This is a genomic window from Rheinheimera sp. (genome assembly GCF_037442525.1).
Lineage (GTDB): Bacteria > Pseudomonadota > Gammaproteobacteria > Enterobacterales > Alteromonadaceae > Pararheinheimera.
In genome coordinates this window covers 194,721-209,862 of sequence record NZ_JBBIQD010000006.1, presented here as the reverse complement: position 1 = coordinate 209,862, position 15,142 = coordinate 194,721, and the positions used below count along the sequence as shown (strand labels likewise).

The window sequence follows — 15,142 nt, the reverse complement described above, 5'->3', positions numbered from 1 at the left end:
GGTGGTGCGCCAGGCGAAAGCGTCTTTATGAAGTTGGGCTATCACCAATCTGAACCTAAGCAAGAAGGTTATTACCTGAATGCAGACAAAGGTCAGCAGTCGCAGGGCGGCAGTCAGGCAGTGGTTGTAGGACATGTGGCTGCTAAAGACGCGTTGTGCGACGGCAGCCGTTTTGCCGAAAAAACCATTCAGACCACCACCTCAGAGCGTTTACCTCTGTACACAGATGCCAGTGGGGCCGTCTGGGTTTTTCTGGGCACAGATTCAGGTTATGAAGGCCTGACCCAGCTGTACTACCAGCGGATTGAACTGGCACTGGAGAGGTTTTAAACCTCTCCGCCTTGTCCCCTTATTCCATATCCAGTTCTTTCAGCTTACGGGTCAGGGTATTGCGGCCCCAGCCCAAACGCCGGGCTGCATCCTGCTTGTGGCCATGGGTAAAATGCAGCGCCTGCTTCAGCACTATCTTTTCGAACTCAGGGCTGGCTTCGGCCAGAATATTTTCTTCACCAGCCTGCAGTTTGTCGCGTACCCAACTGGCCAGCGCGTCTTGCCAGCTCTGTGCAGTGCCACCGGCCGAGCTGTGTACAATTTTCGGCGCCTGAGTCAACTCAGGTGGCAAGTCTGACATCAGTACCTGTTTACCGCTGGCCATCACCGTCAGCCAACGGCAGATGTTTTCCAGCTGGCGCACATTGCCGGGCCAGTCCAGTGAAGCAATAAATTTTTCGGTGTCTGTGGCAAGACTCTTGGCTTCCACATTCAGCTCACGGGCGGCCTGACGCAGAAAATGCTGGGCCAGTTTAGGGATATCCTGACGCCGGTCTTTTAACGCCGGAATATGAATGCGGATCACGTTGAGGCGGTGAAACAAGTCTTCGCGGAATTTGCCTTCGGCCACCAGTTGCTCCAGATTCTGGTGGGTGGCGGCAATAATACGCACATCAACACTGATGCCCTGATGACCGCCAACCCGGTAAAACTGGCCGTCTGATAACACGCGTAACAAGCGGGTTTGCACGTCCAGCGGCATATCGCCAATTTCATCGAGGAATAAGGTGCCGCCGTCAGCCTGTTCAAAGCGGCCTTTGCGTTGGTTGGCTGCACCGGTAAAGGCGCCTTTTTCATGACCAAAGAGTTCGGATTCAATCAGGTCTTTCGGAATGGCCGCCATATTCAGCGCAATAAAAGGCTGCTCAGAACGTGGGCTGTGCTTATGCAGCGCATGAGCCACCAGCTCTTTGCCTGTGCCAGACTGGCCATTGATCAGCACACTGATGCTGGAGCGGGATAAACGGCCAATGGCGCGAAACACTTCCTGCATGGCTGGTGCTTCACCAATGATTTCCGGCACTTCAGTCGGTTGCACCGGCTGATGTTTGGGTTGTTTGGCTTTGGCATGTTCCAGTGCTCGTTGGATCAGTGCGACCGCTTCATTTACGTCAAAAGGTTTCGGCAGGTATTCAAAAGCGCCTTTTTTAAAGGCATTGACCGCGCTGTCGAGGTCAGAATGCGCCGTCATAATAATGACCGGCAGTTCAGGGCTTAATTCCTGTAACTTGCCCAGCAGCGCCATGCCGTCTGTACCCGGCATCCGGATGTCGGACACCACCACGGTCGGCTGTTCATACTGCAGGCGTTGCAGCATCAGATCCGCCGAAGCATAACTTTCACAAGCGATGTCGGCGCGGGCCAGTGCTTTTTCCAGAACCCAGCGGATCGAGTTATCGTCATCAATAATCCAGACCACTTGTTGCATATTAATCTCCAGAGTTATTGAGGGGCAGATACAAAGTAAAGGAGGTTTGGCCTGGCCAGCTTTCACAATCGATCCAGCCGCCATGCTGATGAATCAAGGTTTGGGCTATGGATAGTCCTAAACCTGTGCCACCGGCTTTGCCGCTGACCATAGGAAAAAATAAGGTGTCTTTAATTTCAGCCGGAATGCCCGGTCCGTTGTCCGTAACCTTGACTGCGGCCACCAGGCGATGACGGCGGCCATGCAAAGTGTGCTGATTCAGCACCCGGGTTTGCAGTGTAATTTGGCCACCAGCCTGATCCAGCACTTGCTGGGCATTACCGACAATATTCAGCAACGCTTGCTCTATCAGTTCAGGGTCGAACTGGAAATCAGGAATGCTGGGGTCGTAATCGCGGATAAATAACACCTGGTTCGGGTTATCCATCTGTGTCAGTTGCACCACCTGTTCAATCACCTGATGCACATTCTGCAGCTTCTTCTGGGGCGCTTTATAGGGCCCAAGCAGTCGGTCCACCAGGTTCCGCAGCCGGTCCGCCTGCGCGATAATCAGCTGGGTGTATTCCTTTTGCTCGTCATTTAACGACTCTTCCAGCAACTGGGCGGCGCCACGTAAGCCCCCCAGAGGGTTTTTGATTTCATGCGCCAGGCCTCGGATCAGTTCACGCGCAGCCAGGTGCTGATGCTGTTGCAGACTTTCCAGACTGATTTTGCGTTGTTGGTCGACCTGACGGATTTCCAGCAGCAAGAGCAGGCTGGGTTGTTCCATCAGATTGACCGTGACATCCAGCAGCATATGGCGACCATCGAGCAGCACGGCCTGCACATCACTGATGCCAAAGCCCTGCCGGTTCTGAATAGCGGTCAGGAAAAAGCTGGTCGACAGATCGCTGTGTTGAAACAGGGTCGGGAAGTATTGTTGGTTTAATTTTTTTTCGCCAATACCAAACAAGGCACAACAGGCGGTATTGAAATACTGCACCTGCAGTTGCGTATCCAGCACCAATACGGCGGTGCTGAGTTGATCGGTCAGACTGGCCGCTGTCCATTCCATTACAAAGCCTTTTTACGTCATGCACTAAAATGGTGCTTTTTAACCCCAGTTTACTGAAACTTTGGTTTGTGGTCAGGGGTGTTGCACTACTTTGGTGAAAATAGTGAGCTTTTACGCAGGTAAAAGCGTGTGACTGGACTTTCTGCAATTAGCTTGCCGTTTTGGTCAATTTGTTGCAGTTGCAGGCTGTGTTCGCCACGTTCAATGCCCTGGATCAGAAATCCAGTTGCGCGTTGAGGCGGGCTGAGCTGGTTTTGGTCAAACAACAGGCGCAGCTGATGACCGGCCGGCAACTCCGGTTCAATCTGGGTCTGCACTTTAAGTTCGCCCGAGTTGGACAGCAGGTTCTGGTCTTGCTCAGGCTGCAGGATCTGCAGTCGGAACGCGGTTTTGACGGGGCTGATGATGTTGGCGGGCACCGCTGGATCTGGTGTGACAGTCGGCGTCGGCAGGCTGATATGCAGCTGAACTGTAGTTGCACCGGCAGAGGGCTGATCAGAATAAATGGGGGTGCCGTCTTTGGCATAGGACAAATACACGTGCTGGGCGGCAAGTGGCGGGCAGATGAGCAGCAGAATGAACAGCAAACGCATAAGCAACCCTCAGACATCGTTGTGTTAACTCTAAACCTGCAGCTGACGATTTGCCAAATCCGGCAGTCTGGTCGCTGAAATAAAAAACCCGCGACAGGCGCGGGTTTTCTTCAGTAGAGATGATTAAACGCTGTAGTACAGCTCGTATTCCAGTGGGTGTACAGCCACAGAAACACGTTTGGCTTCAGCGCGTTTCATCTCGATGTAGGCATCGATCATCGCGTCTGACATCACGCCGCCTTTGGTGAAGATAGCACGGCTGGCGTCCAGAGCATCCAGAGCTTCGTCCAGAGAACCACAGACCTGAGGGATCAGTGCTTCTTCTTCTGGTGGCAGGTCGTACAAGTCTTTGTCCATGGCATCGCCTGGGTGGATCTTGTTCTGAATACCATCCAGACCCGCCATTAACTGAGCCACGAAGGCCAGGTATGGGTTCGCAGCCGGATCCGGGAAACGCACTTCGATACGACGTGCTTTGGCACTTGGTACCAGCGGGATACGGATAGAAGCAGAGCGGTTACGGGCTGAATAAGCCAGCATTACTGGTGCTTCGAAGTGTGGCACTAAACGCTTGTACGAGTTGGTCGAAGGGTTAGTGAAGGCGTTGACCGCTTTGGCGTGTTTGATGATACCGCCAATATAGTACAGCGCAGTTTCAGACAGACCAGCATATTTATCACCGGCAAACAGGTTCACACCGTCTTTTGCTAACGACTGGTGGCAGTGCATACCTGAACCGTTGTCACCGACCAGAGGTTTTGGCATGAAGGTCACTGTCTTGCCGTACAGGTTGGCTACGTTGTGAACCACGTACTTCAGGATTTGAATTTCGTCGGCTTTTTTGGTCAGTGAGTTGAAACGGGTAGCAATTTCATTCTGACCCGCTGTGGCTACTTCATGGTGGTGAGCTTCAACAACCTGACCCATTTCTTCCAGCACCACACACATGGCGCTACGGATGTCGTGGTGTTGATCGACTGGTGGTACCGGGAAGTAACCGCCTTTGATACCTGGACGGTGCGCTTTGTTACCGCCTTCGTAGACTTTATCTGAGTTCCAGGCTGCTTCAGCTGAGTCGATAGCGAAGAAAGCTGTGCCCATGGTGTTTTTGAAACGGACGTCGTCAAACATGAACCACTCTGGCTCTGGGCCAAACAGCACAGTGTCTGCGATACCAGTTGATTTCAGGTACTCTTCAGCACGTTTCGCGATAGAACGTGGGCAACGCTCATAACCTTGCATAGTGCTTGGTTCGATCACGTCACAGGTGATGTTCACCGTAGTTTCTTCTGAAAACGGGTCCAGCACCATAGTGTCAGCCTGAGGCATCAGGATCATGTCAGAGTCGTTGATACCTTTCCAACCAGCGATGGAAGAGCCGTCAAACATTTTGCCGTCTTCGAAGAAATCTTCGTTGATTTGGCTGGCAGGAATAGTCACGTGCTGCTCTTTACCTTTGGTATCGGTGAAGCGTAAATCAACGAACTTAACGTCATTCTCTTTCATGTAACTGATAACTGTAGAAGCAGACATGCATTCCTCCGGTTTGTCTGTTGACTGGCCCTACGGCCACTTTTTTTGTTGCTGGCATCAGCCATAGCGTTGCGCTCAGTAATGCTAAACTTGTGCCAGATATCTATCGCGTTGATCTATATGAATTTTACTTGATAACCCTACTAAAAATATCACTTTGTTGCACCAAAATGACTCACTTGTGCACCACATTTGGGCTTAAGCACCAGACTGGTGCTGCGCGCTACCCAGCACTAAAGATAACAGTCGCAACATGGTTGTTCTGATAATTTCTTTGTGTTAGTAGTATTTCCTGTAAAGGGTAAAATCCCCGGCTGTAGGGGAGTCTGAGGTACTTACATTTTCAACTAATGGATGGTTAGCAATGAAGTTGTATCAATGGATCCGAATTACTTTACTTCGTCTTTCTGTGTTTTTTGTCGTGGTCGGCTGTGGTGGCGGTTCTGAAGGCGGTGATCCTCAAATGACCGAGTTTTATCAAGTCTCCACTGAGCTCAACATCCCGGCAGCCGGGACTGTCAGCCCGTCAGCCTCCCAAGTGGCGCAAGGCAAACCGCTCAGCCTTAGCGTCACCGTCAACCCAGGTTATCAGTTAACCGGTGCCACAGGTTGTGGCGGGTCTTTATCGGGAACTAGTTACCAGATTAATGCGGTGACTGCCAATTGTGTGGTCAGTCTCACCTTTTCCGCAATTCAATTCAAGGTGACAGCATCGGCGGGATCTGGAGGTTCTATCTCCCCTGCAGAACAAACAGTCAGTTATGGTGAAAAAGCGTCGTTTACTCTGACACTGGATTCTGGTTATCAGTTGGACAGTTTGACGGGTTGTGATGGAACTCTAAAAGGATTGCTGTTTGAGACTTTGCCGCTTTATGCAGAGTGCCAGCTGAACGCTAAATTTGTCGCCAATCCTCCACCTGAAGTGGCTGGTCCGGAGCGTTTTTTAGTGCAGCCAGATCACGGCGATGTATTCATTAGCGCTGACGCAGTCAAAGGTGCCCTGAGTTATAACCTGTACCTTGCAACAGAGGCAGGCCTGACCAAGACCAATTATCAGACCAAAACAGGGGGGCAGAAGTTGGCAGGCTTGCAGTTGCCTTATGTACTGACAGGACTGGATAAGGCAAAAAAATACTACTTTGTGCTGACTGCGATGACCGACCTGACCGAAAGTAAGGAGAGTATTGAGTTAAGCAGTTATCCGGTATTTAAGAAGGTCGGTGGGTTGAACGATACCGGGATTAGCCGCTGCTTTAATCTGGTTCAGAGCTCGGCATGCCCTGTGGCCGCTTTTCCAGGCCAGGATGCGGAGTCAGGCCGTGATTATGTTGTGCAGACCGGACAATTGATCAAACAAGGAACCGGTAACGCTGGCTTTGATTTCACCAAGCTGGATTCAAACGGCAAACCACTGTTTATCCAGCATCAGGCAGTTGATCGCACTTCGGGCAGCGAAAGTGCCGGCACTCAATGGCATTCGGTCAGAGATAACGTGACAGGCCTGGTATGGCTGTATATCGATTCAGCCTCAGGACTGAAAGGTACATACAGCTGGTACAACCCTGATTCTGCAAGCAATGGCGGCAATGCCGGGGTGGCGAATGGTGGCCAATGCATAGATGCCCCATGCGATACGAATCACCTGGTTGAGAGTGCAAACTTGCAGGCACTGGGGGGATTTTCTGACTGGAGACTACCTTCGTTTCAGGAGCTGGTCAGTATCAATGACCGGGTGGGTTACGCTTCACCAGGTGGCCCCGCCCGCAGGGACTCGCAGTTGTTCTATAGCTGGTACCTGATGGAGGTCCCGAGTTCGACCAGTTTTGCGGCCAGTCCGGATAGAATCAAAACAGATTTTGGCACGGCCAGCAAAACCACAGTGTTTAACGGTGTTGTATTAGTCAGAGAGGAGCTGCAGTGACTGCGGCACTGAATGTATTGCGAAGGATGATGCAGATGAAATCAATAAGCCAGTTAGTTTGTGGTGTGCTGTTTGTGGGGCTAACCAGTGCACAGGCGGCAGAAGTGCAATGTGATCATCAGAATATGGCGATGCTGCCAAGCACCGCGGCCAGCAACTTTGATTTGGCCCGGTCCGGTCTGGTGGCGGATCCGGCCTCAGCTTTGCTTTGGATGCGTTGCAGTCTGGGACAAAGTTGGGATGGGACTGATTGTGTCGGAGACGCGACATTAGTTGCTCAGTGGCAGTCCGCACTGCAAACCGCAGAAAATTATGAGTATCAGGGCCTTAGCGGGTGGCGTTTGCCCAATGCTAAAGAGTTATTGTCATTGGTTGAACACAGCTGCTGGTCACCAGCACTAAATGAAATCGTATTTCCGTCTGCCTACAACGGGGATTATTGGACGTCGAGCTATGCCGCTCATTACCGGGAGTCTGCTGGGGTGAATGCAGGTGATGGAGTAGTGGTTGATTTTGTCTACGGGTTGGAGAAAGTTGCTTATCGTGCCAGTGGCTTGGAGCAGCAAAGTCCTTCCGCGGTGCGGCTGGTGCGAGACCTGCCAAAAAATTAACCATCTGAAAGTTCAGCGATGCTGTTCATCATTATTTAAACTTGGTCTGCCAGACTGGAGTTGAATAGGGGCGTTGTAAGGATTTTTTTCTTTCTGCTGAAAAAAAGAGTAGAATACGCGCCCTTGAATTCGGACAACTTTTAGTCAATGCCTAGTGGTCAGGTGATGGTCAGCTAGCGCCACAGAGGAAATACAGATGAGCGGAACCGCTTCAGCTATCGAAAAACTGCGTAATATCGCCATTATTGCTCACGTTGACCATGGTAAAACCACCCTGGTAGACAAGTTACTGCAGCAATCAGGCACTTTTGATGCCCGCGCCAAACTGCAGGAACGTATGATGGACTCCAACGCCCAGGAATCTGAGCGGGGTATTACCATCCTGGCGAAAAACACTTCAGTACGCTGGAACGGCTACCATATCAACATTCTGGATACCCCAGGCCACGCCGATTTCGGTGGTGAAGTTGAGCGTGTATTGTCAATGGCTGACTCTGTATTACTGCTGGTAGACGCCGTTGAAGGCCCAATGCCTCAGACTCGTTTCGTGACGCAAAAAGCCTTCGCACACGGCTTAAAACCTATTGTTGTGGTGAACAAAATTGACCGTCCAGGCTCACGTCCGGATTGGGTAATTGACCAGGTATTTGACCTGTTCGACAACCTGGGTGCCACTGACGAGCAACTGGATTTCCCAATTGTTTACGCGTCAGCCATCAACGGCTGGGCATCACTGGACTACAACGAGCCAAAAACAGATATCAATGACCTGTTCGAAGCTATCGTGAAGCATGTGGCTCCACCCCAGGTTGAACTGGATGGTGAAACTCAGCTGCAGGTTTCTCAGCTGGATTACTCAAGCTACCTGGGTATTATCGGTATTGGTCGTATCAAGCGCGGTACTTTAAAGCCAAACCAACAAGTGACCATCATCGGTGCTGACGGCAGCAAGCGTAACGGCAAAGTAGGCCAGGTGTTTGGTTACCTGGGTCTGGAGCGAATTGAAGCGTCTGAAGCCAGTGCGGGCGATATCGTGGCGTTTACAGGTCTGGGTGAACTGAAAATTTCTGACACCATCTGTGCACCAACTAAATTAGAGCCATTACCAGCTCTGCAAGTTGATGAACCTACTGTGACCATGACTTTCCAGGTCAATACGTCGCCATTTGCTGGTAAAGAAGGTAAGTTCGTGACTTCACGTCAAATTCTGGAGCGTCTGCAGCATGAGCTGAAGCACAACGTGGCTCTGCGTGTGGAAGAAACCGAAGACGGTGACAAATTCAAAGTATCAGGCCGTGGTGAATTGCACTTAGGCGTTCTGATTGAAAACATGCGCCGTGAAGGCTTTGAACTGGCCGTGTCCCGTCCTGAAGTGATCATGAAAGTGATCGACGGCGAGAAAATGGAACCAATGGAAAACGTCACTATCGACGTGGAAGAGCAGCACCAGGGCTCTATCATGGAGAAAATGGGCGAGCGTAAAGCTGAAATGACCAATATGCAGCCGGACGGCAAAGGCCGGATCCGGATGGATTTCCAGATGCCAAGCCGTGGTTTGATTGGTTTCCGTACTGAATTTATGACACTGACTTCAGGTACAGGCCTGATGTACAACAGCTTCGACCACTATGGCCCTTACAAAGGCGGCACCATTGGTCTGCGCAACAACGGCGTACTGATTTCCAATGCGATGGGTAAAGCGGCTGGTTATGCAATTTTCTCTCTGCAGGAACGTGGCCGTATGTTTATCGGCCATGCCGATGAAGTGTACGAAGGCCAGGTGATCGGTATTCACAGCCGTAGCAACGACCTGACAGTGAACTGCCTGAAAGGTAAGCAATTAACTAACGTGCGTGCCTCTGGTACCGACGAAGCGATCAACCTGGTACCACCAATCCGCTACACACTGGAGCAGGCGCTGGAGTTTATCGATGATGACGAATTGGTGGAAGTGACTCCTTTGTCTATCCGTATCCGTAAACGTCATTTAACTGAAAACGACCGCAAGCGTGCCAGCCGTGCCGCCGGTGAGTAATTGTTAAGTTGATTAAAAAGCCAGCGCCAGACGCTGGCTTTTTTTATGGTGACACTGATTGCGCAGTGTCAGGGAATGTCAGCATGCTATTACAGAATCACACCAGAGGGCACAAATCTTCACTTCAGTTTCCGCCTGCTGCTGGTCTATAGTACAGCTAGCCGTAACGAACGCAGCGACTTGAGTGCTGCAGCGTATTGAAAACCGGAGGTAGATGATGCGTAAACTGAATTTTGCTCTGATTGGCATGGTGTTTTGTCTGGCAACTGCTGCGCAGGCTGCCGACATTAAAGTGGAGTACGTCGATCAGAAAAAGTTTACCGATATTAAACCATCGAACGAACCTAAAGGGTCCTTTGAAAAAAGAACGCTGGCAGGTTTTGATAAGATTTTTGCCGATCTGGCGGCCAAATTACCCGAAGGTTATTTATGGAAAGTGAAAGTCACTGACATTGATCTGGCGGGAGACGTGAATTACATGTTCACCCAGACAGGCCAGGATATTCGTGTGATTAAAGAGATCTTTTCTCCACGCATTAACTTCAGTTATGAGCTACTGGACAGTCAACAAAAGGTGGTGCTGACCGAAGAGCTGAAACTGCGGGATATGGCCTTTATGAGCCGCAGTCATCTGAACCGGAGCCAGGCACTGTCTTATGAACGCGAAATGCTGGAACGTTGGTTTAAAGATAAATTTGAACCTGCTTTTGCGGCGGCAACCAACACTTCCTCTACAGCAGGCTAGCAATCTCCCGGTAGATATCCAGAGCTTCCTCGCGGCTTAAGCGGCCGCTGGAAGCTGCTTTGCCAATAGTACTGCTGACCCGGATAAATTCTGTTTCAGTTGCCTGAGCAGGTGCTTCAGGCACTTGTGGGGCTGCGTTTTGCAATTCTGTCTGTCTGAGCAGGGGGGTACTGGCCTGCTGAATAGGGGTCAGGCGACTACTGGCCAAGCCAAATTCGGCAGGCTGATTGACGATCAGGCTTGTGCTTGTCAATTCAGTCATAAGTCACCTCCTTATGCCTGTTAGACTAGTGCACAGCCTGAGAGTTGTCAGATTTTTAGCTGGTTATTACAGATTTAAACTCAGCCAGGGTCTTGTGCAGGTGCTGTAACTGCTGGACCACCCGTTGCAAAGTGGCGGTATTAAATTGTTGGGTCTGGCGCATTGCAGCTATCTGCTCAGCGGTTTCGCTCAGGTAGGGCATAAATCTGTTGCTTTGGGTGAGAAACAGCTCCTCACTGAAAATGCGTTGATGTTTGGCATGGCCTTGCTGCTGCAGTTGGTCCAGCACAGCATCGGCGTCCAATGCTTTGCGGTACAGTTCTTTTAAGTTTTGATCCAGTTGTTCCAGTAATTGATCCATAACGCACCTCGGAAAATTTGCGTCATTTTGCCACAAGGTGGCGCAGCCCCCCAGCAATGTCTTGAGTTTTTTCTGAGTTGTTATATTATAACGGCCCTTTTAACAGGCTGGAGTCAGAGGCTGTGGATTTTCTGCGAAATACACTCGATAAAGCAGGCATTGCTGTCACTTCTTTGTGCGCCATTCACTGCGTTATGCTGCCGGTGTTGTTGCCCGTATTACCCCTGTTAGGTTTAACTGCCTGGCATAATCATGCGATGGAGCGGGTGATCCTGCTCGCCTCTATGGTGCTGGGGTTTATCACCATTCTCGCTGGTTTTCACCGGTACCATAAGAAGCTGTATCCGTTTTATTCGTTATTTTTAGGTGGTTTTATTTATTGGCACAAAGATGTGTTTGGCCATGATTATGAACACGCCATTCTGATTGTAGGGGCGGCTTTTGTGATTCTGGCCCATGTATTGAACCTGCGGCTCTGTAATCATTGCCACAGTTGCGACAGCCATTAGTCTGCGGCACTCAGCCAGTTTTTTGCTTCCAAAGGATAATTACAAAAGATGGCGTCCACGCCGAGTTGATGCAGCTGTCTTGCGCGAACTGCTGAATTCACTGTATAAACCCACACCTGCAGTCCACGTTGATGGGCGTCCTGTACCAGCCTTTCGTCAATAAAATCCTGATCACAATGCACTGAGAATGCCGCCAACTGGCTGGCAAAAGCGGCGTAGTCCAGCGGCAGACTGGCGGTCAGCGCGCCCAGCTTGAGCTCTGGTCTGTGTTGATGGAGAAAACGCAACAGATGGTGATTAAAGGAAGAGATAAGCAGCAGCTCAGGCCGGGTTCCGAGTTGCTGTTCAGCTGTAGCCAATTCCTGCAGTAATAAGCCAGCGGTGTCAGCGCCCTTTAATTCAATATTCAACAGGCACTGGTTATTCACTAGCTGCAATACCTGCATCAGGGTTGGAACCCTTTGACCTTGCCCAGCATCCAGCAGCTGAAGTTGCTGCAAATTGAAGTTGTTAAGCAGACCGGTGCCATTGGTGGTGCGGCTGACATCGGCATCATGGATCACGACCAGCGTATCTTCCACCCGATACAGGTCAATTTCGATACCGTCACAACCGGCGTCCAGTGCTTTGCGGATTGCCAGCAGGGTGTTTTCCGGGTAAAGGCCGCTGTACCCTCGGTGGGCAATAATTTTCATCCAGTGATACCTGCTAAACAAAGAGCGGCTCCTGAGCCGCTCTTTTACTGAATAAGGGTAACTGCAGTATTAGCTGTTTTTGCAAATCCGTGCAAAGGCTTCACCCATACGGGTCACGCTGGTCGGGTATTGGTTAGGCAAAAACTCGACCTGTCCGGCCGGGAAGGCCAGGATCACAGTGGAGCCCAGTTTAAAACGACCCATTTCGGCGCCTTTTTCCAGCACAATGGCCTGAGAGCCGCTCGCGGGGTAGGTCCAGCGGAATACATCTTTACCCGCCGGAGGTGTCACTGTGCCTGCCCAGACCGTTTCGATGCTGGCGACTATAGTGGCGCCAACCAGCACCAGTGCCATAGGGCCTAATTCAGTATCAAAAATAGTCACTACACGTTCGTTACGGGCAAATAAATCGGGCACGTTTTCAGCGGTCAGTGGGTTTACCGAAAATAAGTCGCCCGGCACATAAATCATTTCACGCAAAGTGCCAGCAACCGGCATATGAATACGGTGGTAGTCTTTTGGTGCCAGATAAATACAGGCAAACTCGCCGCCAGCAAAAGGGGCCGCAGTTGCAGCATCGCCACCCAATAATGCCTGCAGGGAATAATTGTGGTTTTTCGCCTGGATCAGTTTGCCATCCACAATAGCGCCTAACTGGCTGATAGCACCGTCGACCGGGTGAGCCACTATAGCCGGGTCCTGGTTGAGCGGCCGCACGCCTTCTTTCAGTGGACGGGTGAAAAACTCGTTGAAATTGCTGTAGTCCGAAGCTTTCTCAAACTGGGCTTCCGCCATATTAATTTTAAAGGCTTTGATAAAGAGGTTGATCAGTGCATGGCTGATAAAACCCAGCCTTGCCGCAGCCAGACAGCCGACCAGACGGGAAATTAAATGCTTAGGCAGAATGTATTGCAGGGCAATTTTCAGTTTATCCATCGCAGGGAGTACCTCAGTTAGAAAAATAATTAGGTTTGTCCTGCTGCATGCTGAGCAGGATTTTATGGTAGTTGTGAAAACGTTCCGGGTGAATATCGCCCTGACTGACCGCATGCTGCAGTGCACAGCCAGGATCATTCTGGTGCTTGCAGTCGCGGAACTTGCAGCGGCCGAGCCAGGGCTGAAATTCGGGGTAAGCTGCAGCAATCTGCTCCGGCTCCAGATGCCATAAGGCAAATTCACGGATGCCGGGCGAGTCAATTAAATCACCGCCCTGAGGCAGGTGATAAAGCCGGGCTGTGGTGGTGGTGTGCTGGCCCAGACCTGATACTTCCGAGACTTCCTGCGTGATCGCATCAATGCCGGGTAGCACCGCATTCAGTAAGGATGATTTGCCAACACCCGACTGGCCGACAAAAATACTGCAGCCTTGCTGCAGGTAATGGTTCAGTTTGGCAGTACCTTCGCCGGTTTTGGCGCTGAGCAGCAGAAATTCGTACCCCAGGCTGGTGTACATCTGGAGCTGTTGTTCCAGCTCAGTGCGTTCAGTTTCGCTGAGTAAATCGACTTTGTTCAGCAGCAACAAAGGTTTGATCTGCATCGCCTCTGCTGCAATCAGGTAACGGTCCACTATATTGCTGGAAAACACTGGCAATACCGCTGAGACAATAATCATCAGGTCGATATTCGCGGCGACAGGTTTGAGGCCGTCGTAAAAATCCGGCCGGACCAGCACAGACTCTCGTTCTGCCACTGCTTCCACTACACCCGCCGGTGCACTATTGGCCGCTTTGGCGCGGCGCCACAACACTTTGTCGCCCGTCACCAGACTGTTGATGACCCGACGTAAACTGCAACGGTAAATACCACCGTCTGCTGCTTCGATATCAGCATGCTGACCGAAACGGCTGATCACCAGGCCGGGCTCAGACTCAGCAAATAAATCCAGATCCTGCTCGGCTGCTTCAGGCTTTTCGGCCCGTACAAAGCGTTTTTTCTGGTTCGCCGCAATGCGCTGGTGCTGGCGTTCTGTCAGGTGTTTCTTTTTGGTCACGTTACATCGCTGTTGCTGGCTGTTATTGAATAGGTGCCTTGCTTTGTTGTTGGCACCGGGCTTGGTATGATACCGCTATTCAGCTAAGTTACAAAGCGCAGAGCTTATTACCTGCAGGAGAAGGCAGACTTATGGCAGCAAGTGAAAACAATCTGATCTGGATTGATCTGGAAATGACAGGACTGGATCCGGAAAGGGATGTCATTCTGGAAATGGCGACAATAGTGACTGACAGTGACCTGAATATTCTGGCGGAAGGTCCGGTCTTTGCCATTAAGACGTCAGACGAGGTATTAAACGGCATGGATGCCTGGTGCACTGAGACCCATGGTAAAAGTGGCCTGACTCAGCGTTGCCGTGACAGCCAGACCGACCTGGATGAGGCAGTGCGGCAGACCATTGAATTCTTAGGCGCCTATGTGCCAGCTGGCAAATCGCCGATGTGCGGTAACAGCATAGGGCAGGACCGTCGTTTTCTGGTGAAGTATGCGCCGGAATTTGAAGCTTATTTCCATTACCGCAATCTGGATGTCAGCACAGTGAAAGAGCTGGCGAAACGTTGGGCGCCGGCCGTGACCAAACTGGTGAAAAAGTCATCGACCCATCTGGCGCTGGACGATATTCGGGAATCCATTGCTGAATTAATGGTCTACCGGCAGCATTTTTTCAAAATTCCTGAATAAAAGCTGTTGCACAGTGCGATTTTTTTTGTAAAATGCGCGCCGCTTCTGACGGAAAACTGAAAGAAGCGGTTTGACACTGTACGCGGGTTTAGCTCAGTTGGTAGAGCGCGACCTTGCCAAGGTCGAGGTCACGAGTTCGAGCCTCGTAACCCGCTCCACGTACAGTTCTGCAAGACATCTTCAGTGCGGGCATAGCTCAGTTGGTAGAGCGCGACCTTGCCAAGGTCGAGGTCACGAGTTCGAGCCTCGTTGCCCGCTCCAACTTCGGTTGGAACACTGATTCACTACACAAATAATTTTCTGATGACCCAGCCGCAGTGAGCGGATTTTTTCGTTTGTTGCTTTCTGCTTCCGCCTTGAACCGCTTGCCTGCCGACCGCTTTGCTGCTAG

The 15,142-nt window shown here is 51.0% G+C and carries 15 protein-coding genes, 2 tRNA genes and 1 pseudogene; 9 read left to right on the top strand and 9 right to left on the bottom strand.

What is annotated here, in order from left to right:
• Positions 1–330: pseudogene (locus tag WKJ03_RS11430) on the top strand (hypothetical protein); the annotation flags it as partial.
• Positions 331–349: 19 nt separating this feature from the next.
• Here WKJ03_RS11430 and glnG read toward each other — a convergent pair.
• The 4 genes from glnG to glnA all read right to left on the bottom strand — a co-directional run bounded on the left by glnG (position 350) and on the right by glnA (position 4,939).
• Positions 350–1,765: a nitrogen regulation protein NR(I) gene (gene glnG / locus WKJ03_RS11425; protein WP_337842337.1), complete on the bottom strand. Its 1,416-nt coding sequence runs from the start codon at positions 1,763–1,765 to the stop codon at positions 350–352.
• Positions 1,761–2,813: a nitrogen regulation protein NR(II) gene (glnL, locus tag WKJ03_RS11420; protein WP_337842334.1), complete on the bottom strand. Its 1,053-nt coding sequence runs from the start codon at positions 2,811–2,813 to the stop codon at positions 1,761–1,763. The genes glnG and glnL overlap by 5 nt, the downstream gene beginning before the upstream one ends.
• A gap of 86 nt (positions 2,814–2,899) precedes the next feature.
• On the bottom strand, positions 2,900–3,406 hold the full coding sequence (locus WKJ03_RS11415) for a DUF4124 domain-containing protein (RefSeq protein ID WP_337842333.1): 507 nt from the start codon (positions 3,404–3,406) through the stop codon (positions 2,900–2,902).
• A 123-nt stretch (positions 3,407–3,529) separates the two neighbouring features.
• A complete protein-coding gene (glnA, locus tag WKJ03_RS11410) occupies positions 3,530–4,939 on the bottom strand; it encodes a glutamate--ammonia ligase (protein ID WP_337842332.1) in 1,410 nt (469 codons plus the stop codon).
• A 364-nt stretch (positions 4,940–5,303) separates the two neighbouring features.
• Between glnA and WKJ03_RS11405 the strand changes: the two genes are divergently transcribed.
• The 4 genes from WKJ03_RS11405 to WKJ03_RS11390 all read left to right on the top strand — a co-directional run bounded on the left by WKJ03_RS11405 (position 5,304) and on the right by WKJ03_RS11390 (position 10,251).
• Positions 5,304–6,860, top strand: a complete 1,557-nt coding sequence (locus tag WKJ03_RS11405; protein ID WP_337842331.1) for a DUF1566 domain-containing protein — start codon at positions 5,304–5,306, stop codon at positions 6,858–6,860.
• Between the two features lie 35 nt (positions 6,861–6,895).
• Positions 6,896–7,471 (top strand): DUF1566 domain-containing protein, encoded by a 576-nt coding sequence (locus tag WKJ03_RS11400; RefSeq protein ID WP_337842330.1) that lies wholly within the window; start codon positions 6,896–6,898, stop codon positions 7,469–7,471.
• Positions 7,472–7,667: 196 nt separating this feature from the next.
• Positions 7,668–9,506, top strand: coding sequence for a translational GTPase TypA (gene typA, locus WKJ03_RS11395; protein ID WP_337842329.1), 1,839 nt, complete (start codon positions 7,668–7,670; stop codon positions 9,504–9,506).
• A 217-nt stretch (positions 9,507–9,723) separates the two neighbouring features.
• A complete protein-coding gene (locus WKJ03_RS11390; RefSeq protein ID WP_337842328.1) occupies positions 9,724–10,251 on the top strand; it encodes a DUF3016 domain-containing protein in 528 nt (175 codons plus the stop codon).
• Here WKJ03_RS11390 and WKJ03_RS11385 read toward each other — a convergent pair.
• Both WKJ03_RS11385 and priC read right to left on the bottom strand, forming a co-directional pair.
• The gene (locus tag WKJ03_RS11385) at positions 10,238–10,513 is read right to left on the bottom strand and encodes a hypothetical protein (protein WP_337842327.1); all 276 of its coding nucleotides are present in this window, start codon (positions 10,511–10,513) and stop codon (positions 10,238–10,240) included. The genes WKJ03_RS11390 and WKJ03_RS11385 overlap by 14 nt on opposite strands.
• Before the next feature lie 55 nt (positions 10,514–10,568).
• Positions 10,569–10,874, bottom strand: coding sequence for a primosomal replication protein PriC (gene priC / locus WKJ03_RS11380; protein WP_337842326.1), 306 nt, complete (start codon positions 10,872–10,874; stop codon positions 10,569–10,571).
• Positions 10,875–10,996: 122 nt separating this feature from the next.
• Between priC and WKJ03_RS11375 the strand changes: the two genes are divergently transcribed.
• Positions 10,997–11,383 (top strand): MerC domain-containing protein, encoded by a 387-nt coding sequence (locus WKJ03_RS11375; protein WP_337842325.1) that lies wholly within the window; start codon positions 10,997–10,999, stop codon positions 11,381–11,383.
• On the opposite strand, the gene WKJ03_RS11370 is transcribed toward WKJ03_RS11375, so the two are convergent.
• From WKJ03_RS11370 to rsgA, 3 genes are all read right to left on the bottom strand, one after another.
• The gene (locus WKJ03_RS11370; RefSeq protein ID WP_337842324.1) at positions 11,380–12,078 is read right to left on the bottom strand and encodes a glycerophosphodiester phosphodiesterase family protein; all 699 of its coding nucleotides are present in this window, start codon (positions 12,076–12,078) and stop codon (positions 11,380–11,382) included. The two genes, WKJ03_RS11375 and WKJ03_RS11370, sit on opposite strands and share 4 nt — an antisense overlap.
• Before the next feature lie 69 nt (positions 12,079–12,147).
• Complete coding sequence (gene asd / locus WKJ03_RS11365) at positions 12,148–13,014, bottom strand: archaetidylserine decarboxylase (protein ID WP_337842323.1); 867 nt, start codon at positions 13,012–13,014, stop codon at positions 12,148–12,150.
• Positions 13,015–13,027: 13 nt separating this feature from the next.
• Complete coding sequence (rsgA, locus tag WKJ03_RS11360; protein WP_337842322.1) at positions 13,028–14,068, bottom strand: small ribosomal subunit biogenesis GTPase RsgA; 1,041 nt, start codon at positions 14,066–14,068, stop codon at positions 13,028–13,030.
• Positions 14,069–14,199: 131 nt separating this feature from the next.
• Between rsgA and orn the strand changes: the two genes are divergently transcribed.
• The 3 genes from orn (at position 14,200) to WKJ03_RS11345 (ending at position 15,012) form a co-directional block, all read left to right on the top strand.
• A complete protein-coding gene (gene orn / locus WKJ03_RS11355) occupies positions 14,200–14,751 on the top strand; it encodes an oligoribonuclease (protein WP_337842321.1) in 552 nt (183 codons plus the stop codon).
• A gap of 82 nt (positions 14,752–14,833) precedes the next feature.
• Positions 14,834–14,909: transfer RNA gene (locus WKJ03_RS11350), tRNA-Gly, on the top strand.
• A 27-nt stretch (positions 14,910–14,936) separates the two neighbouring features.
• Positions 14,937–15,012, top strand: a tRNA-Gly gene (locus WKJ03_RS11345).
• The last annotated feature ends 130 nt before the right edge of the window (positions 15,013–15,142 follow it).